The organism is Yersinia bercovieri ATCC 43970 (assembly GCF_013282745.1).
Taxonomy (GTDB): Bacteria; Pseudomonadota; Gammaproteobacteria; order Enterobacterales; family Enterobacteriaceae; genus Yersinia; species Yersinia bercovieri.
In genome coordinates this window covers 882,412-904,218 of record NZ_CP054044.1, presented here as the reverse complement: position 1 = coordinate 904,218, position 21,807 = coordinate 882,412, and the positions used below count along the sequence as shown (strand labels likewise).

The window sequence follows — 21,807 nt, the reverse complement described above, 5'->3', positions numbered from 1 at the left end:
CCATGAAATTGACCCCAAATTATTACCGTGATCGGGTGTGTCTGAATGTGCTGGCCGGTTCAAAAGAGAATGCGCGTGAGATCTACCAGGCCGCCGAAGGCCATGTGTTGGTGGGGGTGTTATCGAAAAATTACCCTGATGTCGACAGCGCGGTGAAAGAGATGCGCGAGTATGCGGCACTTATCGATAATGCTCTATCCGTCGGGTTGGGTGCGGGTGATCCTAAGCAATCGACGATGGTTAGCCAGATTGTGCAGCAGCTGAAACCACAGCATGTAAATCAGGTATTTACTGGCGTCGGCCCGAGTCGCGCTCTGCTGGGGCAGCAGGAGACGGTGGTTAACGGCCTGGTCTCACCGACCGGTAAAGTGGGGTATGTGAAGATCTCCACCGGCCCCCTCAGCTCACAGCAGAAAGACGCGATCGTTGCGGTCACCACCGCTATTGCCATGTTGAAAGATATGGGCGGCAGCTCGATAAAATTCTTCCCAATGAACGGCTTGGACTCTATCGACGAGTATCGATTTGTCGCCGAAGCTTGTGCGGCGACCGGTTTCTGGCTGGAGCCAACGGGTGGTATCGATCTGGATAATTTCGAGCAAATTGTGCAGATCGCACTGGATGCCGGAGTGACAAAAATCATCCCGCACATCTACAGCTCAATTATCGACAGCAAAACGGGCAATACCCGCCCGCAAGATGTAAAAACATTATTGGATATCGTCAAAAAGATCGTGGTGTAACGACCGATACAGGTACTCGACAACCACTGCCTGTAGGCGCTGAATCAGCACCGCGATAGCAGAAGCCGCTTTAAAATTGATCCACAAAGTGGCAAATTGACCCTGGCACTTGGTGAGACCATCCCCTGCGCAGATGCTGGCAGGGGATGGCCTCAATGCCTTGAAAAACAGCATGTTTGGATAACGGAGTGGAGCAGTGAGATTTCCCTATCAACGTCTGGCCTATATGTTCGATGCACTGCAATCGGAGACGCTGCCTCAGGATGAGCTGGCGAAGCGCTTTGCGGTCTCGACACGTACTGTGCGGGCAGATATCACGGCGTTGAATGAAATTCTTGAGCATTATGGTGCACATTTTGTACATAACCGTGGCTTTGGTTATCGGTTAATGATCGATGACGCCGAGCGCTTTCGTGCTCTGCAGCAGCAAAACCGTAAAACGCATTTAACCCCGCGCACTGCCAATGAGCGAGTGCACTATCTGTTAATCCGTTTTCTGACCTCCGCTTTTTCATTGAAGCTGGAAGATTTAGCCGATGAATGGTTTGTCAGTCGTGGCACATTGCAAAATGATATGGCTGAGGTGAGAGAGAGGCTGAACCGCTACCATTTGACGATTGAAACCAAGCCCCGCTATGGCATGAAATTATTTGGCGCGGAGTTGGCGATCCGCACCTGTCTGACGGATCTTTTGTTCCAGCTACAACTGCAAGACACCGATAACCCATTATTAAAAAATGAGTTTCTGAGCATTCAGGCCATCCCGGATTTGACCGAAAGATTACACGCGCTACTGGATCAATATGGGGTGCGGCTGACTGATGAAGGTGAGCAATACCTGATTTTTTACTGTGCGGTGGCGATAAAACGGATCACTGATGGCTATCCGTTATCCGATTTTGACGCCGAAGATGTGGATGAGGCGGTGAAACTGGCATCAGGCCGCTTGGCAAATGAGCTTAAGTCACTGTCCAAAAAAGATATTTCGGCGGCGGAAGAGGCCTATTTACGGGTCAATATTGCCGCCCGTCGGGTGCAAACCAACCCGTCTGGCAGTAGCCGGCCAAGTGAAATCAATGCTGATGATGAAGAGACGCTGGTGGATTACATCCTCTCTTATATCAACGCGCACTATAATTACAATTTGCAGGGCGATAAGCAGTTGCGCTGTGATCTGCTCACCCATATCAAAACCATGATCACGCGGGTGAAGTATCAGATAACCATTCCTAACCCGTTGTTATCCAATATTAAACAGCACTATCCGATGGCCTATGATGTGACGCTGGCGGCGGTATCCAGTTGGGGAAAATATACCCCTTACAGCTTGAGTGAGAATGAAATTGGCTATCTGGTGCTGCATATTGGGGTGGGGCTGGAGCGCCATTACAATATTGGTTATCAGCGCCATCCGCAGGTGATGTTGGTGTGTGATACTGGTAACTCCACCACCCGTATGATCCAGGCGCAGATTTCCCGTAAGTATCCGCAAATTGTGATGACACAGACCATTTCCCTACGTGATTACGAAATTCTCCACCATATCGACGAAGATTTCGTTATTTCCAACTCGCGATTAGCTGAGAAAAACAAGCCAGTGGTGGTGATGTCGCCATTCCCGACCGAGTATCAGCTGGAGCAGTTGGGCAAGCTAGTCTTGGTGGATCGAACTCGCCCCTACATGTTGGAAAAGTTCTTTGATCGCCAGCACTTTATGATTATCGACCAGCCGATAACACAGGCACAGCTGTTTGAGAAAGTCTGTTGTCAGCTGGAGGCGGAAGGGTTTGTTGATGCCGATTTCTACCCGTCAGTAGTTGAGCGGGAGGCGATTGTCTCCACCATGCTAGGCGAGGGGATCGCGCTGCCACATTCACTGGGCTTATTGGCGAAGAGAACGGTGGTGGTGACACTGCTGGCCCCCAATGGTATTGCCTGGGGGGATGGCGAAGTGGCCTATGTCATCTTCTTGCTGGCCATCAGTAAAACCGATTATGAAGAGGCGATGGCGATTTACGATCTGTTCGTCACCTTTGTGCGCGAGCGCTCCATGAGCCGTCTGTTGAGTAGTCAGCATTTTGATAGTTTTAAGGCCATCGCGATTGATTGTTTGAGTCGAATTTAACTCTCACCTCAAACGAATCAATCGCCAAATCAATATGTAATACAGCTAGCATCACTGCCAGCCATATCTCCTCACAAACCACCCTTTCACCCACTGCGTCGTCACCATATATCCGGCCAGGATCACTATCAGCCACGGGAAGTAAGCCAGTGGCAGCGCTTGTAATTGCAGGAATCCCGCCAGTGGTGAGAAGGTTAGCCCGATACCGATGACCACCACCGCCAGTGTCATTAAGCACAGTGGCCATGAGGCGCGGCTCTGGATAAATGGAATCTTGCGGGTACGAATCATATGCACGATCAATGTCTGAGACAGCAGCCCCTCAATAAACCAACCGGACTGGAACAAGGTCTGCATTTCCGGCGTATTGGCCTTAAATACCCACCACATAAGGCTAAAGGTCAATACGTCAAAAATAGAACTTATCGGGCCAAAGAACACCATAAAGCGCCCCAGATCGCCGGCGTTCCAGCGTTGTGGCTTCGCCAGTTGCTCTTCGTCGACGTTATCGAACGGGATGGCAATCTGCGAAATATCGTACAGCAGATTTTGGATTAACAGATGTAGAGGCAGCATCGGCAAGAAGGGTAAAAATGCGCTGGCAATCAATACGCTGAAGACATTACCAAAGTTGGAGCTGGCAGTCATTTTGATGTATTTCAGCATGTTGGCGAAGGTGCGGCGGCCTTCGATCACCCCCTGTTCCAGCACCATTAGGCTCTTTTCTAGCAAAATGATATCGGCGGCTTCTTTGGCGATATCCACCGCCGAATCGACGGAGATCCCAATGTCAGCCGCCCGTAGCGCTGGCGCATCATTGATGCCATCCCCCATAAAACCCACCACATGGCCTCCGGCCCGCAGGTTTTGCACGATACGTTCTTTATGCATCGGGGTCAGTTTGGCAAACACGGTGGTGGTGCGGGTAGCTTCGGTCAGTTCTGCCTCTGTCATCTGCTCAATATCATTGCCGCGCAAAACCTGCTCGACAGATAATCCAACATCTTTACAGACCTTACGCGCCACTAACTCATTGTCACCAGTGAGAATTTTTACGTTAACACCACTGTTTTTCAGCGCCAATAGCGCAGGGGCAGTGCTCTCTTTCGGTGGATCGAGGAAGGCGATATAGCCTTCCAAAATCAGGTCATATTCATCGATAACGGCATAATCCCGCTGATAGGCGGGTAGAATGCGGGTAGCGACGGCCACCACCCGCAGCCCTTGCTGGTTCTGCTCATCCGTAATGCGGCGAATACGGGCCAGCAGCGCATCAGTGATGGGGATAACCTCATCCCCCTGACGGACATGGCGGCAAATGGAGAGCATCTCTTCCAGCGCCCCTTTGCAGATAAGCTCGTGATAATCCGATTTATCGCTGACCACCACAGACATGCGGCGGCGTTCGAAATCAAAGGGGATCTCATCGATTTTGCGGTAACCCGCCAGTGTGTCGGCGGCCTGAGACTCGGCGATGGCAGATCCCGCCATGGAGGAGAGCACCGCCACATCCAGCAGATTTTTCAGCCCGGTTTGGTAGTAGCTGTTGAGCCAGGCGTAGTGCAACACGCGCTCACAGTTGGCACCAAACACATCGGTATGACTCTCCAACACGATCTTATCTTGAGTCAGGGTGCCGGTTTTATCGGTACACAGAGTGTCCATCGCGCCAAAGTTCTGAATGGCATCCAGTCGTTTGACGATCACTTTCTGTTGCGACAGCTTCACCGCCCCTTTTGCCAGGGTCGAGGTGACGATCATCGGCAACATTTCTGGGGTTAAACCGACGGCGACAGAGAGCGCAAAAAGCGCGGCTTCCCACCAGTCACCTTTGGTAAAGCCGTTGATCAGTAACACAATTGGCGTCATCACCAACATGAAACGGATCAGCAGCCAACTGACTTTACTAATGCCACTCTGGAAGGCGTTGGGTTGCTCATCCTGATGGGTCACCCGCTCAGCCAATAGGCCAAAATAGGTTTGATTGCCGGTGCCGATGACTATCGCCAGCGCCGAGCCGCTGATCACATTGGTGCCCATAAAGCACAGGGTATCGCGCTCCAGTGGATTCTGCTCCTCACACTCACGGCACTGGGCCAGTTTCTCCACTGGCAGTGATTCACCGGTCAATGCGGCCTGACTGATAAACAGGTCTTTTGCCAGCAAAATGCGCAAATCTGCCGGGATCATGTCGCCAGCCGAGAGCTTGATGATATCGCCGGGCACTAACTGTGAGATGGGCAATTCACGATGTTCGCTCTTGCCGGTATGGGCATCGCTGCGGATCACGGTCGCGGTGTTGCTGACCATGGCTTTCAATGCATCCGCCGCGCGGCTTGAGCGCGCTTCCTGAATAAAGTGCATCAGGGTGGAGATCAAGACCATGGCACCAATCACCAGTGCGGCGGTGAGGTCTTCGGTGGCATAGGAGATCAGTGCCAGAATGGTTAGCAGCAAGTTAAATGGGTTGCGGTAGCAGTGCCATAGGTGGACCCACCAGCGAGTTGTCTGCTGATTCTCAATTTCATTATTGCCGCTGTTGAGGCGAATCGCCTGCGCCTCCTGCTCGGTCAACCCCTCAGGGTGGCTCTTAAAGCGCTGGTAGAGCTGCTGTGGCGTCTCATTGGCGCACTGCAAGCGCTGCTGAGTCAGGGCGACGGGCAGATCTTGAGCCGCACTTCCCTGCGGCAAACCCTCTAGCATGGTTTCCCGGCGGATCAGGCGGCGGGGCAGGCTGCGGCTCAATGCATTGAGCAATTGTCGGGTGAAGTTTTTAACGTGCATGGTGCTAACCTTACTGTCATTTGATGACGCCGCTTATCTAGCGCCATCATGTTGCGCCCACAGCAAAGCTGCCGTGAGAGAGCAAAAAATCATCAGCAGAGACCAACACGGGGAAAGTGCGCGGTGACGGCCGACCAGATTATTATCCGGTCAGGCAATCACCTCAGACGAGGAGAGACCTTACCGGAGGCACCCATCGGGTGCGGTTGAGGGAACAGGGTCCACTGGGTCATTAACCTCCGGTAAATTAATAACTAGGGTAGGCGCTACGCGACTTCTACCCCTCTGGTACGCGATAAAAATAGGTCGCTAATGATAGCTTAGCCACCAAACAGCTAGACAGACACTAAACGGCATAACCATGGTTAACACGGCAAAAATCACCCTGACGAGAAGATAATCCGTTAGGGTGACAATATGTCGCCGGTCATTGGGATATCATGCGCTGAGTCTGATTCTGTGCATGCTATGCTTCCCTGTATGCCATCAAGTATAAATAATCAGTTTATTATATATTTCTAAACCTAAACATTAGGTAAACCATGCAAAACCGCTTAACCATTAAGGACATTGCCCGCATGAGTGGAGTTGGAAAATCCACGGTTTCGCGGGTATTGAATAACGAAGGCAGTGTCAGCCCACAGACGCGGGAACGGGTTGAGGCGATTATTCGTCAGCAGGGGTTTACCCCGTCAAAATCAGCTCGTGCCATGCGAGGGCAGAGCGATAAAGTGGTAGCGATTATTGTCTCGCGTCTGGATTCACCGTCTGAGAATCAGGCGGTACGCACCATGCTGCCACTGTTCTACCAGCAAGGTTACGACCCGATTCTGATGGAGAGCCAGTTTGATGCCACTTTGGTCAGCGAGCATCTGCATGTGCTGCAACAGCGCAATGTGGATGGGGTGATTCTGTTTGGTTTCACTGGGTTAACCGCAGATATGCTCTCGCCGTGGCAAGAGAAAATGGTGGTGTTGGCGCGGGAATACGCCGGTTACTCCTCCGTCTGCTATGACGATGAGGGGGCGGTGCGCCTGCTGATGGATAAGTTACGCCATGCGGGTCATCGTCATATCAGCTATATCGGCGTGCAGCCGTCGGATGCCACCACGGGTATGCGCCGCCACCAATCCTACCTTGATTACAGCCAGCAGCACGGCCTGATACCTACGGTTGCACTGGGTGAGTTGAGCTATCAGAGTGGTTTTCAACTGGCACCGCAGGTGATAAAACCGGATACCTCGGCACTGGTATGTGCCTCTGATACCATCGCCATGGGGGTAAGTAAGTACTTACAGCAGCAGGGGCAGCAACATATTCAGGTGTGTGGCATTGGTAATACGCCGCTACTGCACTTTCTGTTCCCCAATACCCTGTCAGTTGAATTGGGTTATGGCAGCGCAGGGGTGAAAGCAGCACAACAACTGCTGGATCAGCTTAATAATAGTCAGCCAATTCAACAGATTATCATCCCCGGTCAACTGACCTGATACCTCATCTTACTCTGCTGTTAGCCGCTATCCCATCCTGAGTGGTGGGTAAACAGCGGCAGCGCTCCTGTTTTTGGCGACTTATCTGGCACAAAAAATTGCCAAACTGTGATCTTCAACGCAAGTTGGGAACGTTCCCATTCCATAAATATAAATACGTAGCTAATCTTTAATTAGTCGAATATTTAATCGGTGATGGTTTTAATACTGGCGACCCCCATAGTGCCGACGGCCGTTTTCACTCTTTTTTATTCAAGATAGACCTTACAGATAAAAAAAAAGCTTTATCACTCAGCACGCTATCCCACCGTTGAAAGGTACGTTGAAATGAGCAAAGTAAAACAACAAGATATCGATCAATTGATCGTACTGGTGGGAGGCAGAGAGAATATTGCCTCCGTCAGCCACTGCATTACCCGGCTACGTTTTGTGTTAAATGATCCCTCTAAAGCCTCGCCAAAAGAGATCGAAAATCTATCGATGGTCAAAGGCTGCTTTACCAATGCCGGGCAATTTCAAGTGGTTATCGGGCCAGAAGTGGACGATTACTACCAGGCGCTGATCGCCAAAATTGGCCTGAATGAAGTGGATAAAGAGCAAACCAAGCTGGCGGCGCGGCAGAATATGACCTGGTTTGAGCGCGGTATTTCTCACTTTGCCGAGATCTTCTTCCCGCTGTTACCGGCGCTGATCAGCGGCGGTTTGATCCTCGGTTTCCGTAACGTGATCGGTGATATCCCGATGAGCGACGGTAAAACGCTGGCGCAGATGTATCCGGCGTGGAAAACCATTTATGACTTCCTCTGGCTGCTGGGCGAAGCTATCTTCTTCTACCTGCCGGTGGCTATCTGCTGGTCGACAGTGAAGAAAATGGGCGGCACTCCGGTATTGGGGATTGTGCTGGGTATCACGCTGGTTTCACCGCAGCTGATGAACTCCTATCTGCTGGGCCAACAAATTCCTGAGGTGTGGAATTTTGGCTGGTTCACCATTGAAAAAGTGGGTTATCAGGCGCAGGTTATCCCCTCGATTCTGGCGGGTTTAGCGCTGGGTTGGATTGAAACCAACCTGAAGAAAATCATCCCCGCTTACCTCTATCTGGTGGTGGTGCCGGTGGTTTCCCTGCTGCTGGCGGTGTTCCTCGCCCATACACTGATTGGGCCATTTGGCCGCATGATTGGTGATGGGGTGGCATGGGGTGTGAAAGCAGTGATGACCGGCAGTTTCGCGCCGATTGGTGCCGCGCTGTTTGGTTTCCTATATGCGCCGTTGGTTATCACTGGTGTGCATCAAACCACGTTAGCCATTGATATGCAGATGATTCAGAGCATGGGCGGCACGCCAGTTTGGCCGTTGATTGCACTCTCTAACATCGCGCAGGCTTCGGCGGTACTGGGCATCATCATTATTAGCCGCAAAATTAATGAGCGCGAAATCTCGGTGCCAGCGGCCATCTCGGCTTATCTCGGGGTCACTGAACCGGCCATGTATGGTATCAACCTGAAATACCGCTTCCCGATGCTGTGCGCCATGATTGGCTCTGCACTGGCGGGCCTGATTTGCGGATTGACGGGGGTGATGGCGAACGGCATCGGTGTCGGCGGTCTGCCGGGTATTTTATCCATTAAGCCACAGTTCTGGGGCATCTATGCTTTGGCGATGTTGGTGGCGATTGTGGTGCCACTGCTGCTGACGATTATGGTTTATAAACGTAAAGAGAGTCGCGGCGAGCTGCCGGTTTAAGTCATGAAACGCCGCTGGTGATACACTGGCGGCGTCATTTTTCCCACGGTTTCTGTTTTTCTACGAATAAAGAGTCTGCTATGAATAATCCTATCCCTTGGTGGCAAAACGGCGTCATTTATCAGATTTACCCGAAGAGTTTTCAGGACAGCACCGGCAATGGCTTTGGTGATCTGGCGGGGGTGACGCAACGTTTGGATTATCTGCAAAAACTCGGCATTGACGCCATTTGGCTGACACCCGTCTATCTCTCGCCACAAGTGGATAACGGCTATGACGTCGCGGATTACTGCGCCATCGACCCGGCTTACGGCACACTGGACGACTTCAAAAATCTGGTCGCGCAAGCCCATCAGCGCGGGATCCGTATCGTGATGGATATGGTGTTTAACCACACCTCCACCGAGCACGCCTGGTTTAAAGCTGCGCAGGATCGCCACAGCCCTTATCGTCAGTTCTACATTTGGCGTGATGGTGAGGGTGATAACTTACCGAATAACTGGCGCTCGAAATTTGGCGGTAACGCCTGGCAATGGCACGCCGCCAGTGGTCAATATTACCTGCATTTGTTCGCCACCGAACAGGCGGATTTGAACTGGGAGCATCAGCCGGTACGCGATGAACTGAAAAAAGTGTGCGAGTTCTGGGCTGATATTGGCGTCGATGGTTTGCGGCTGGACGTGATCAATCTGGTTTCTAAACAGCAGGACTTTCCTGATGATTTTGAGGGCGATGGCCGCCGTTTCTACACCGATGGCCCCCGTATCCACGAATTTTTACAAGAGATGAGCCGCGATGTGTTTCAACCACGCGGCCTGATGACGGTGGGTGAGATGTCCTCCACCCGCCTTGAACATTGCCAGCGTTATGCCGCACTGGGTGGCGATGAGCTGTCGATGACCTTTAACTTTCATCATCTGAAAGTGGATTATCTCAATGGCGAGAAGTGGTCGCTGATACCGCCGGATCGGGTTGAGCTAAAGCAGATTTTTAACCAGTGGCAGCAGGGGATGCATAATCGCGCCTGGAATGCGCTGTTCTGGTGCAACCACGATCAGCCGCGCATTGTGTCGCGCTTTGGCGATGAAGGTGCTTTGCGTCTGCCGGCGGCCAAGATGCTGGCGATGGTGCTGCACGGTATGCAGGGCACCCCCTATATCTATCAGGGCGAAGAGCTTGGGATGACCAATCCTAACTTTAGCTCTATCAGCCAATACCGTGATGTAGAAAGCCTGAATATGTTTACTGAGTTGAGTGCCAAAGGGCGCGAACCTGATGAGTTATTGGCGATTCTGGCAGTGAAATCCCGCGATAATGGCCGAACACCAATGCAGTGGGATCGCAGCCGCAATGCGGGATTCAGCCAAGGGACGCCGTGGATTGAGCCATGCAGTAACTATGGTGATATTAATGTCGATGCTGCACTGGCGGATGCTGACTCAGTGTTTTATGCCTACCAATACTTAATCGCCCTGCGTAAGCAACATGATCTGTTCACGTTTGGCGATTATCAGGATCTTTGTCCGCAACATCCTGATTTATGGTGCTATTTTCGCAGTTGGCAGGGTAAGCAGTTGTTGGTGGTGGCGAACCTGAGTGGTGAACCGCAGGCATGGCAGCCAGAGGGGATTGAGCTGGGTGGCAATTGGCAACTATTGATGAGCAGCTACGGTGAAAGCGCCTTCCAACCGCAGGAGATGGTGTTGCGGGGGTATGAGGGGGTTTATTGGATCAAAGGGTGAGTTAGTTTAATTCAATTCAATTCAATTCAATTCAGTTCAGTTGGATCGGATCTGGTTTCGGTTGATATTCAGTTAGTGGTAGGTTCGGTTGTTAAAGCGTCACCGCTCACCTTGCCTCCGATGAACCAACCGCCAAAGGGGTTACAAGCGCGTAACCCCCTTGGAACCCCTGCGCTAGCGCACGTATCGCTTGCCCACTTCGTGGGTGCCCTCGCTCATCATTACGCTGACGGACCGCCGTGATTCGCTCCTGCTCAAGCACGGCTCGCTCGGCATCCATGCCTCGCGTCCTACCTCCACTCTTCACTCGGCAGCTCAAATGTGCTTTTAACTTCAAAACCTAAAAACAGGGTTTTGATTTTGACTTTCTCTTTTGACCTTAAGCGCAATCAGGAATATTGCCGACAAAGATTGCAGGCCGAATGAGCCGCATGGACGCGGCGAAAGGGGTTGTCGAGCTGGGAGCGAGTCAGCCCCGGTTCGATTAGCCGGCAAGCTGCCGGAGGGGATGGCGCAGCCACAATATTTCGCGCAAGCCGCAGGTGCAGGAGGGCCGGCCTGCCCTCCTGCTCGGTTGAGGCGACGAGGGTCAGGTGATCACTGAACGAATATCAACCGAAACCAGATCCGATCTATTATGCAGGCAAGGCAAGCCGTGAAGCGTTAACAACCGAACCAATCGCCTGAACGATTATCAACCGAAACCTATCACCAAAACCGAATCACCTCCCCAATTTCAACCCCGGTAACTGCGCAAAAATACTCACCAAACCCTCGCCCCAGCCCTTACGGATCATCATAAAATAGGGGTGATCCTCGGTGATTCTATACTGCTGTTCGGTGCTGAAACTGTCGAGGGGGTAGATCATCACATCCAGCGGCAAGCCCACGGATAAATTACTGCGTAAAGTCGAGTCCATCGAAATCAGTGCACATTGCATCGCCTGATCCAGTGGGGTGTCGTAGCTCAACACGCGATCAATAATGGGCTTCCCATATTTACTCTCGCCAATCTGAAAATAGGGGGTGTCCTGAGTGGCTTCAATAAAATTACCCTGCGGATAGATGTGGAACAGCCGTAGCCCTTCACCCTTAATCTGACCACCTAACAACAGGTTACAGTTAAAATCGGTGCCGCCGCTATTTTGCTGTGCGCCGCTGTCCCGGTTAATCACCTCACGCACCGTTTCACCCAACAGGGTGGCGGCTTCGTACATTGAGGCGACATTCATCAAGTTGGTTTGCTCAGGATCGAGACAGCGGCGTTGCAGCAAGCTGACAATACTCTGTGTGGTCGCCAAATTGCCCGCGCTTTGCACCACCAGTGTTCGTTCGCCCGGTTGCTGAAACAGATGCAATTTACGAAAAGTGGAAATATGATCCACTCCGGCGTTGGTTCGGGAGTCGGAAGCAAACACTAACCCGGACGACAGCCGCATGGCCACACAGTAAGTCATTGCACGGTATCCTTTTATTGCGACATATCGCGTCGCGGGGTCGATAACATATGCACGGCAGCAATGGTTTGCATATCCTCATAACCACCGCCTCGGCGAATGCCGCGCACTGGGCAGGCATCCAGATAATCTATGCCCACCGCCAGTTTCAAATGCTGATTCGGTTTGCAGGTGTTATTGGTGACGTCAAAGCTCTGCCAATGCCCATCCAGCCACACTTCGGCCCAAGCATGGGTCGCAACATGACTGGAGGATTCTGTATAAAGATAGCCGCTTACATAGCGTGCCGGAATATTTAAACTTCGGCAACAGGCAAGAAAGACGTGGGTGTGATCCTGACATACCCCTTGCCCGGCGGCAAAAGCTTGGGCTGCGCTGTCCTGAACCGTGGTGGTGCCGGGGCTGTAGGGCATTTTTGCCAGCAGCTCGCCCATCATCAGTGTCAGGCAATCCAATTGTGCATCCGCATGGGTCACGCCCTGACAATAACCGGATGCAAATTGGCGAATGGCGAAATCCGGCTGAGTCAGTGGACTGTGGCGCAGAAACACCAGTGGGGATAGGTGGTCGCCACTGTCATCCTCCATGTTATCTTCAATCTCCACCACCCCCTGGGCCTGAATGGTGATGGCTTGATGGGGCTTATCCAGCGTCAGTACGTGCAGCACATTGCCAAAGGCATCAGTGGTGCAGATGGCATCTTCCGGTAAGGTCAGTTGCCAAGAGAGAATTCGCTGGTGCGCCGAATCCTGTGGCGTTAGGCGCAGATACTGCGTGCTGTGCTGCACTTGCTGTGCATAGGTGTAGTGGGTGCTGTGATCGACATTCAGTCTCATTGGACCTCCAGATAGGTTTGACGAATGCTGTCAGCGATCGCATTGATCTTGCCTAAAAAATCCATCAGATAGAGGTGTAGGCCATCGGCCATCACATCGTTAATGCTGCTAAAACGCAGCTCGGCAAGCAAGATACTGACCAACCGCCGTGGCTGATGACTGCGGCTGCCGCCAATCAATTCCAACTGCTGTTCCATGTCGTTGATGCAGGCCAGCAGGGAGCGGGGGATCTCATTGCGTAAAATCAGCAGTTCCGCAATCGCCTCGCGGCTGAGTTGCTGCTTGTACAAGCTGTGGTACGCCTCACGGGCACTGACGGCCCGCAGCAAGGTGTCCATGCGGTAGTATTCGCGCACCGGATCATCATCGCTATCCAGCAACTGGTTTTTCACATCCAACAGGCGAGCGGTGCTGTCAGCCCGCTCAATCAAGGTGCCCAGACGAATAAAATAGAGTGCATCGCTGCGCAGTAAAGTGCCGTAAACCGCACCACGAAAGAGATGTGAGCGCTCTTTAACCCAGTCAAAAAAGGCATCAATACCGGCGGCGCTGATCCCCTGTCGGCGCAGCTGTTTCATCTCAATCCAGGTGGCGTTGATACTTTCCCAGACCTCGGATGACAAGCTGCCGCGCACCGCATGGGCATTGTTCCAGGCCATCTGTAAGCAGCTGAAGATACTGCTGGGATTATGGCTGTCGAGCACGAAAAAATTGAGCAGGTGGGTCATCGACACCTGCGGGTAGTGTTCGGCAAACAGGGCCTGCGTGTTGCTCAAACTGAGGGGCACCAATAGATCAAAATTCACGCGGGTGCTGGTGGGCATCATCGATAGCCGGTTGGTGACATCCAGCACTCGGGTGATGTTCTCTGCCCGCTCAAGATAGCGGGCCATCCAATAAAGCTCGCTGGCTGTTCGGCTTAACATGCATCATCCTCCAATACCCAAGTGTCTTTGGTGCCGCCGCCTTGTGAGGAGTTCACCACCAGTGAACCATCCGCCAGTGCCACGCGGGTCAGGCCACCGGGCACTAGACGAATTTCCGCGCCGGAGAGGGCAAAAGGGCGCAGATCAATGTGGCGTGGGGCAAGGCCGTTGTTTACAAAGGTCGGGCAGGTCGAGAGAGCGAGGGTCTCTTGTGCAATGTAGTTTTGTGGTCGCGCCAGTAGCAACTGGCGGAATTGGGCAATCTCCGCTTGGGTGGCCGCGGGGCCGATCAACATGCCATAGCCCCCTGCGCCATGAACTTCTTTCACCACCATCTGATCCAGATTCGCCAAGACATAAGATAAATCAGTAGGTTGGCGGCATTGCCAGGTGGGGACATTCGCCAGAATAGGATCTTCGGCGAGGTAAAAACGGATCATCTCCGGCACATACGGATAGATAGATTTATCATCTGCAACGCCAGTACCAATTGCGTTAGCCAATACCACCCCACCTGCCCGATAGACTGATAGTAGCCCAGGGACACCGAGCATGGAGTCCGGGCGGAAAGCCAGTGGGTCGAGGAAGGCGTCGTCCACTCGCCGATAGATAACATCTATCTTGCAAGGGCCGGCGGTGGTGCGCATAAAGACCGCCCCCTCTTTGACGAACAGATCCGCGCTTTCAACTAGCTCGACCCCCATCTGCTGCGCTAAAAAACTGTGCTCAAAATAGGCGCTATTAAAGCGCCCAGGGGTCAGCACCACCACGGTAGGATCGTTGATTGGCGTGCTTTCGCGCAGTGTTTGCAACAAATGGGAAGGGTAGCGCTCAACCGGCGCGATGCGCTGTTGCGCAAACAGCTCCGGATAGAGCCGCATCATCATTTTGCGGTTTTCCAGCATATAGGAGACGCCGGATGGGGTGCGCAGATTATCCTCCAACACATAATAGAGGCCATCGCTATTACGAACCATATCCACGCCAATGATATGTGCGTAGGTGTCGCGGTGCAGGTTCACCCCTTGCATACAGGGCTGATATTGGTCATTGGCTAACACTTGTTCAGCCGGAATAATCCCTGCTTTTAGGATGTGTTGATCGTGGTAAATATCATGCAGAAACGCATTCAGCGCTTGAACACGTTGGCGAATGCCACGGTCCAACATCTGCCATTCACTGGCAGGAATAATACGTGGCACGCTATCAAACGGGATTAAGCGCTCGGCGCCATCATCGTCACCATACACATTGAAGGTAATGCCCACCCGGTGAAACAGCAGCGCAGCTTCTTCGCGCTTGCGCGCAATGGTCAGTTGATCGGCCTGTTGTAACCACTGCCAGTAGGCGTCGTAATGGCTTCGGTGTTGCCCCTGCGCCAGTAACATTTCATCGAAAAATCGTGATGTGGAAAGGTCGATGTTCAGCATTATTACCTCGCAAACAGAACCGGCTGTAGTGAGGATTACGCATAAACTGTGCCAGCTCGTAAAACAGGCAAAATAGGGGGGATTAGCGCGATTTCAGCACTATTAGGGTGCAATCAGTGAGTCTGCTGCTTTATTGATGGGCAGAAAATTGCCACATCATTAGCATGATGATCTGCCATGGCGCACAGGGAAAAGGGGGGAAGTATTTATGGTGGAGCAAAAAACACGGCTGGCAATCACCAGCCGTGGCGCAATACAGCAGAATTAACGACGTACCGCGATAGCTTCGATTTCGATTTTGACATCTTTCGGCAGACGCGCCACTTCAACACATGAACGCGCAGGGAATGGCGCACTGTGCTCATTGAAGAAGGCTTCGTAAGTGGCGTTAACTGTGCTGAAATCATTCAGATCTTGCACGAATACCGTGGTTTTCACGATATCGGCAACTTTCAGGCCAGCCGCTTCGACGATAGCTTTCACATTTTCCAGTGACTGACGTGCCTGAGCTGAAACCTCATCAGCCACCAGGCCGGTTTTAGGATCAACCGGGATCTGGCCGGAAGTGAAGATCATGCTGCCCAGATCAACACCCTGGACATAAGGGCCAATGGCGGCAGGGGCGAGTTCAGTGCTGATAATGCGTGACATGGTGACTCCTGGTTTATGTGATACAGAAATTATTTCCATCATTATAAAGCTGGGGTGAATAACGGCAACCCGCGCGAACTAAGTTTGCTACCGGCCGCCGTGTTAATTCGCTTACCGCTTGTCATCCATTTACAGAACTTCATCCGCTTGCAGCACCACCTGATGATCAAACTCTTTCTCGCAATATTTGCACTTCAGGTGGATCTCGCCCAATTTGGCTTTCACTTTGAAGCTGGAGTCGACCGGCTCATTATGGCTGATGCAGTTGCTGTTCGGGCAGGTGAGGACGCCGTCGATCTGCTCTGGCAGGCTGAGGGTGAGCTTCTTCACCACTTCGTAGTTATCGATGCGATTGACGGTCGCGTCTGGGGCATACATCGCCAATTGGTTGGCTTGTTGCTCAGTCAGGAAAGTATTTTCTATTTTAATCAGATCCTTACGGCCTGAGCGCTTAGAGGGCAAGTTCAAGCCGATGGTAATACGCTGATCTGTCGCGGTCAGTTTGAATAGTGATAGCAATTTGAATCCGATCTGCGCCGGAATATGGTCAATCACGGTGCCACATTTGATCGCTTCAACCTGTAGTTTGTAATCCTGAGTCATGTGCAATTCTCCCTCAAAGAGCCAATTCAGCGTTTAAGACCAGTGCCAGTAGCGCCTGGCGGGCAAAAATCCCATTACCTGCCTGTTGGAAATAGTAGGCGTAAGGCGTTTTATCGACATCGGTGGTTATCTCATCGATGCGTGGCAGTGGGTGCAGCACTTTGAGATTATCCCGCGCCCCATTCAAATCCGCAGCACGCAGGACAAATTGTGCTTTGACATTGGCGTATTCTGACGGGTCAAGGCGCTCTTTTTGTACGCGAGTCATGTAGAGAATATCCAGATCCGCGACCACCTCTTCAATGCTTTGGTGCAGGCTGTATTCGATCCCTTTTTCATCCAACATTTGCAGGATGTAGGCGGGCATTGCCAGCGCATCCGGGGCGATAAAGAAGAAGCGATTGCCGTCGAATTTTGCCAGCGCCTGGGTCAGTGAATGCACAGTGCGGCCATATTTCAGGTCACCGACCATAGCAATATTGATGTTATCCAGCCGCCCTTGGGTCTCCTGAATGGTGAAGAGGTCGAGCAGGGTTTGCGTCGGATGCTGGTTTGCACCATCACCAGCATTGACCACTGGTATATTGCCGGAGAATTGTGCTGCCAGTCGGGCCGCGCCCTCTTGTGGGTGGCGCATGACGATGGCATCCACATAGGTGCTGATCACCGACACGGTATCGGCCAGTGTCTCGCCTTTCTTGCCTAGCGACGTATTACTGCTGTCAGAGAAACCGACCACGGATGCGCCCAGGCGATGAATCGAGGTTTCAAACGACAGACGGGTGCGGGTTGAGGCTTCGAAAAAGCAACTGGCGATCACTTTATGTTTTAACAGCTCAGGTTGCGGGTGGTTCTTCAGGCTGGCCGCGGTGCGTAGCACCAGTTCCAGGTCATCGCGACATAAGTCGTTAATTGAGATGATATGTTTGTGATACAACGGGTTGGCCATTTTTCGCTCTCCTCTGTGACTGCCCGTGGTCGCGGGCTTTTAATCGGTTGTAATGCAGTTAAGGTGAAATTCAGCCCGATCGACAGACAAAAAAAAGCCCCTCAACGAGGGGCCTTACAGGATCGGTTTAGCAACGGGAGAAACCACGGCAGTTTGCTGCCAGCTGGCTGGCCATTTTGTCGACCCTCAATTGGGTCATTTTCAACAAAACGACGATGTTGAGCGAAATCTAAGCAGCTTTTCATCATATCTCCCGGCAAATTGTGGCGAATTATACTCGCGTGCCATTTCTCTGCAAGGGGCAAAAGCCGCATTTTTTATGATTAGCAAACGATTACTTGTTGGGTTTGGTTTCAAATGGGAAACAGTTGCAAAATGACGGGGATCGTCACTAATGCAATGAGCAGTGAGACAACAATCGCCAGCGCCAATGACATCAGTAGCTATATGGATATCAATAAGATGCCATGGGGCATATTTGATATTAGAAAATTATCACCCGCAATTTATCATTCTGAATGAAGTTTTTATTCGAGGTTGATTGTAAACTGATGATTAATTACAGAAATTGATTTGTAGCTTAAATAATTTAGGTTGTATTTTTATGGATAATAGTCAGATGTGGCGCAATAAAATTATTGCTGATCTATTTTAGCCGCAAATTGATCATAAATAATCAATAAATGCGGCTATCGGAAATGTTAAGCAGCAAGTGTGCCGCTAACTCTATTCCTCGTCGAACCCCGAATTAAACAACTCAATAACCGCACTCAGCGCCTGAATCTCATCAGGGCCGGTCGCTTCAACCTCAATCTGGCGACCTTTAGCGGAGTCTAGCATCAGCAGTGCAATCACACTGCTGGCTTCGGCTTCGGTCCCGCTGTCATTACGTAACATCACTTCTGCATCAAAACTCTGAACCAGCTCGAACAATTTCATTGCGGGTCTGGCGTGCATCCCCAACTTGTTCTTGATCTCAACGGTCTGTTTGACGGTCATTGTTTACGTTTTTCCAGAGTACGGTGGCGTGATTGGACATTTTTGCCACGAGCGCGGAAATAATCTGCCAATTGTTCAGCTACATAGACCGAGCGGTGCTTACCGCCGGTACAACCAATGGCAACCGTCAGATAACTGCGATTATTGGTTTCCAGCATGGGCAGCCACTGTTCCAGATAGCTGCGTGTCTGGTAAACAAAATTGTGCACTTCAGTATGGCGATCAAGGAAGGAGATGACCGGCTTGTCCAGACCCGTCATCGGGCGTAGTTTCGGGTCCCAGTGTGGGTTCGGCAGGAAACGTACGTCGAAAACATAATCGGCATCAATGGGAATTCCGTGCTTGAAGCCAAATGACTCAAACACCATCGTTAGTTCGCGCTCACGTTTACCCAACAGGCGGGTACGCAGCATCTCAGCTAACTCGTGCACTGACATTTCTGAGGTATCAATAACCAGATCAGCCCGTGAGCGCAGAGGCTCCAGCAGGATACTCTCTTCATCAATAGCACTTTCTAATGACAGATTTTTCGCCGAAAGCGGGTGCAGGCGACGGGTATCACTGTAGCGACGAATCAAGGTATTGCGGTCAGCATCCAAAAACAGCAACTGCGGTGAGAAACTGTCTGGCAATTGAGTCATGGCATGTTCAAATACCTCGGGAGATTCTGGCATATTGCGCACGTCTATGCTCACTGCCGCTGAGATATTCCTACCGGCAAGTGTGTTTGCCAATTGCGGCAGCAGAACCACGGGCAAGTTATCGACACAGTAAAAGCCCATATCTTCCAATGCGCGTAAAGCAACAGACTTCCCTGAACCGGAACGGCCGCTGACAATCATCAGCACCATGTGAGTGACTCCCCTTGGTATCTCTTTGGCGCTCATCGCCACTATTACGAATCGACATTCCGGCTATAACAGGCGGGTTTGCGAATAGACCCGCGCTGCTAGGCACCCTTTACCCGTTTACGCCGTTTCTGGCGGTAACTCTGTAATGATCTGATAAAGCTCATCATCACTGTGTGCTGCACGTAGACGGCGACACACTGTTTTATCAGCTAATCGCTTGGCCACTAAAGACAAAGTGTGTAAGTGAGTTTTACATTGATCTGCCGGAACCAACAAGGCAAATAATAGATCAACAGGTTGATTATCAATAGCATCGAAGGCAATGGGTTGTTCCAGGCGGATAAACACACCCACGGCGCGCAGCGTATCTTCCTCCAGTTTGCCATGAGGTATCGCGATGCCACTACCAATGCCGGTACTGCCCATGCGCTCACGGGTCAATACAGCATCGAAAACGACCTGTGAAGGCAGGTTTAGCTGTTTGGCAGCCAACTCGCTGATAATTTCCAAAGCCCGTTTTTTACTTGAGCAATGTACGGCGCTTTTGGTGCACTCGATATTTAATACCGAGCTTAATTGCAATGCTGGATCGTTGATCATCTCATCTTTCACTTAAGCGCTATTTTAAGCCCAAACCAGCGGTGATCTGTTCTTCACCGCTGGCTCGGGTTATGTCGCGCGTATAGAACCTTCGTTAGGTATAATAGCTACAAGGATTCTTAATGTTGTTTCAATTTATCTTTATGCTTGTTCAACTGGCGGGCCAGTTTATCAACCAAAATATCAATTGCGGCGTACATATCTTCCTGCTCTGAACTCGCGTGCAACTCGCCTCCATTCACATGTACCGTGGCTTCTGCAATTTGTTTTACTTTTTCGACACTTAAAACCACGTACACTTGGTTAATGCGATCAAAATATTGCTCAAGTTTGGCAAATTTAGTGTTAACAAACTCACGTAATGCTTCGGTTATTTCAACATGATGTCCGGTAATATTGAGCTGCATAGTCTCTTCCTTCTCAGTTCAGGTCAAACCAACTGTTTACGTTGATTCGACGGCGGGATGGATAACGACTCTCGGTACTTCGCGACGGTTCGCCGTGCCACCATGATGCCTTGTTCACATAATAGTGTGGTCAGCTTACTGTCGCTAAGGGGTTTGGCAGGGTTTTCTGCCGCAACCAATTTTTTCACCAGTGCACGAATTGCGGTGGAAGAGGCTTCGCCTCCGCTCTCGGTGTTGACGTGACTGGAGAAGAAATATTTCAACTCGAAAATCCCCCGAGGGCTGTGCAGGAACTTCTGCGTGGTCACGCGGGAGATGGTCGATTCATGCATATCTACGGCTTGGGCAATGTCAGCCAGTACCATGGGTTTCATAAACTCAGGCCCATTTTCAAAAAATGCGATCTGCTGCTCTACAATACAACGCGCGACCTTCAGCAGCGTTTCATTGCGGCTTTCAAGGCTTTTTATCAACCATTTTGCCTCTTGCAGATTGCTGCGGATAAACTGCCCGTCGCTATCATTACGAGTATTATTACCCATGGCAGCATAGTGTTGATTAATTTTTAGGCGTGGAATGCTATCGGCATTTAGCTCGACCGTCCATTGATCTTTGTCTTTACGGACCAAAACATCGGGAATGACATACTCAGATTCGCCGGTATTGATCGACTGGCCCGGTCGTGGGTCCAGTGACTGAATCAGGGCGATCGCTTCCTTAAGTGTATCTTCTTTTAGCCGACTTAAACGGATCATTGTGCGGAAATCATGGTTGCCTAGCAAATCCAGATAGTCACTAACGACCAAGCGAGCTTCGGCAAGATAAGGGGTATCTTTGGCATATTGCGATAGCTGCACCAACAGACATTCACGCAGGTTACGCGCTGCCACGCCAATGGGATCAAAGTGCTGTATCCGCTTGAGTACGGCTTCGACTTCGTCTAGCGCGATGTTCTCGTCACCCATGCTTTCCAGAATATCTTCCAGCGGGACGGTGAGATAGCCGGTTTCATCAACTGCGTCGACAATGGAGGTCGCGATGGCGGCATCGGTTTCAGAGAAGGGGGTTAAATCCACCTGCCACATGAGATAATCTTGCAGTGTTTGGGTGGTTTCACCCTGATAGACCGGTAGCTCATCATCACTGTAATCGTTGCCCATTCCTGATGGCGTACCTGCGGTGTAGATCTCATCCCAGGTGGCATCCAGCGGCAACTCTTCTGGCATATCTTTTTGTTCCAGCGCTTCGCGAGTATCAAGCGCTTCACTGTCTACTGTCTCTTTGGCGTCTATCTCTTCATGAAGATCCGTTTGCTCAAGCAGGGGGTTGCTCTCCAGCGCTAACTGAATCTCCTGCTGGAGTTCAAGTGTAGAGAGTTGCAACAGACGAATAGCCTGTTGAAGCTGCGGAGTCATTGCCAGTTGTTGGCTGAACTTGAGTTGCAAACCTTGCTTCATAATGCGGTATCAAT

18 protein-coding genes are annotated in these 21,807 nt (G+C 51.3%); 5 read left to right on the top strand and 13 right to left on the bottom strand.

Annotation, left to right across the window (positions count from 1 at the left end; genetic code table 11):
• Positions 1-2 precede the first annotated feature (2 nt).
• Positions 3-743 carry a 2-dehydro-3-deoxy-phosphogluconate aldolase gene (gene dagF / locus HRK25_RS04105; protein WP_005271427.1) on the top strand — a complete coding sequence of 247 codons (741 nt, stop codon included), beginning with the start codon at positions 3-5 and terminating at the stop codon, positions 741-743.
• A 196-nt stretch (positions 744-939) separates the two neighbouring features.
• A complete protein-coding gene (locus HRK25_RS04100; RefSeq protein ID WP_005271428.1) occupies positions 940-2,868 on the top strand; it encodes a BglG family transcription antiterminator in 1,929 nt (642 codons plus the stop codon).
• Between the two features lie 51 nt (positions 2,869-2,919).
• Here HRK25_RS04100 and mgtA read toward each other — a convergent pair whose 3' ends face one another.
• A complete protein-coding gene (gene mgtA, locus HRK25_RS04095) occupies positions 2,920-5,652 on the bottom strand; it encodes a magnesium-translocating P-type ATPase (protein WP_005271430.1) in 2,733 nt (910 codons plus the stop codon).
• Positions 5,653-6,194: 542 nt separating this feature from the next.
• Between mgtA and treR the strand changes: the two genes are divergently transcribed.
• The 3 genes from treR (at position 6,195) to treC (ending at position 10,627) form a co-directional block, all read left to right on the top strand.
• Positions 6,195-7,142 (top strand): trehalose operon repressor TreR, encoded by a 948-nt coding sequence (gene treR / locus HRK25_RS04090; RefSeq protein ID WP_005271431.1) that lies wholly within the window; start codon positions 6,195-6,197, stop codon positions 7,140-7,142.
• A 327-nt stretch (positions 7,143-7,469) separates the two neighbouring features.
• On the top strand, positions 7,470-8,885 hold the full coding sequence (gene treB / locus HRK25_RS04085; RefSeq protein WP_005271434.1) for a PTS trehalose transporter subunit IIBC: 1,416 nt from the start codon (positions 7,470-7,472) through the stop codon (positions 8,883-8,885).
• 80 nt (positions 8,886-8,965) lie between these two features.
• Positions 8,966-10,627, top strand: coding sequence for an alpha,alpha-phosphotrehalase (gene treC / locus HRK25_RS04080; protein ID WP_032896647.1), 1,662 nt, complete (start codon positions 8,966-8,968; stop codon positions 10,625-10,627).
• 722 nt (positions 10,628-11,349) lie between these two features.
• Here treC and HRK25_RS04075 read toward each other — a convergent pair.
• From HRK25_RS04075 to rpoN, 12 genes are all read right to left on the bottom strand, one after another.
• Complete coding sequence (locus tag HRK25_RS04075) at positions 11,350-12,084, bottom strand: proteasome-type protease (protein WP_032898338.1); 735 nt, start codon at positions 12,082-12,084, stop codon at positions 11,350-11,352.
• 14 nt (positions 12,085-12,098) lie between these two features.
• Complete coding sequence (locus tag HRK25_RS04070) at positions 12,099-12,920, bottom strand: transglutaminase family protein (protein ID WP_032898339.1); 822 nt, start codon at positions 12,918-12,920, stop codon at positions 12,099-12,101.
• On the bottom strand, positions 12,917-13,846 hold the full coding sequence (locus HRK25_RS04065; RefSeq protein WP_032898340.1) for an alpha-E domain-containing protein: 930 nt from the start codon (positions 13,844-13,846) through the stop codon (positions 12,917-12,919). The genes HRK25_RS04070 and HRK25_RS04065 overlap by 4 nt, the downstream gene beginning before the upstream one ends.
• On the bottom strand, positions 13,840-15,276 hold the full coding sequence (locus HRK25_RS04060) for a circularly permuted type 2 ATP-grasp protein (protein ID WP_005276574.1): 1,437 nt from the start codon (positions 15,274-15,276) through the stop codon (positions 13,840-13,842). The genes HRK25_RS04065 and HRK25_RS04060 overlap by 7 nt, the downstream gene beginning before the upstream one ends.
• Positions 15,277-15,540: 264 nt before the next feature.
• Entirely contained in the window at positions 15,541-15,927 is a 387-nt protein-coding gene (gene ridA, locus HRK25_RS04055) for a 2-iminobutanoate/2-iminopropanoate deaminase (RefSeq protein WP_032898341.1), read from the bottom strand.
• Between the two features lie 129 nt (positions 15,928-16,056).
• Positions 16,057-16,530: an aspartate carbamoyltransferase regulatory subunit gene (gene pyrI / locus HRK25_RS04050; protein WP_005276577.1), complete on the bottom strand. Its 474-nt coding sequence runs from the start codon at positions 16,528-16,530 to the stop codon at positions 16,057-16,059.
• A 13-nt stretch (positions 16,531-16,543) separates the two neighbouring features.
• On the bottom strand, positions 16,544-17,479 hold the full coding sequence (pyrB, locus tag HRK25_RS04045) for an aspartate carbamoyltransferase (protein WP_005276579.1): 936 nt from the start codon (positions 17,477-17,479) through the stop codon (positions 16,544-16,546).
• 726 nt (positions 17,480-18,205) lie between these two features.
• On the bottom strand, positions 18,206-18,478 hold the full coding sequence (gene npr, locus HRK25_RS04040; RefSeq protein WP_032898342.1) for a PTS phosphocarrier protein NPr: 273 nt from the start codon (positions 18,476-18,478) through the stop codon (positions 18,206-18,208).
• Positions 18,475-19,329: an RNase adapter RapZ gene (rapZ, locus tag HRK25_RS04035; RefSeq protein ID WP_032898343.1), complete on the bottom strand. Its 855-nt coding sequence runs from the start codon at positions 19,327-19,329 to the stop codon at positions 18,475-18,477. Before rapZ ends, npr begins: the two co-directional genes overlap by 4 nt.
• Before the next feature lie 117 nt (positions 19,330-19,446).
• Positions 19,447-19,929, bottom strand: coding sequence for a PTS IIA-like nitrogen regulatory protein PtsN (gene ptsN / locus HRK25_RS04030; protein WP_032898357.1), 483 nt, complete (start codon positions 19,927-19,929; stop codon positions 19,447-19,449).
• A 119-nt stretch (positions 19,930-20,048) separates the two neighbouring features.
• Entirely contained in the window at positions 20,049-20,336 is a 288-nt protein-coding gene (gene hpf / locus HRK25_RS04025; RefSeq protein ID WP_004874071.1) for a ribosome hibernation promoting factor, read from the bottom strand.
• A gap of 23 nt (positions 20,337-20,359) precedes the next feature.
• Positions 20,360-21,793 (bottom strand): RNA polymerase factor sigma-54, encoded by a 1,434-nt coding sequence (gene rpoN, locus HRK25_RS04020; RefSeq protein WP_005276591.1) that lies wholly within the window; start codon positions 21,791-21,793, stop codon positions 20,360-20,362.
• Positions 21,794-21,807: the final 14 nt, after the last annotated feature.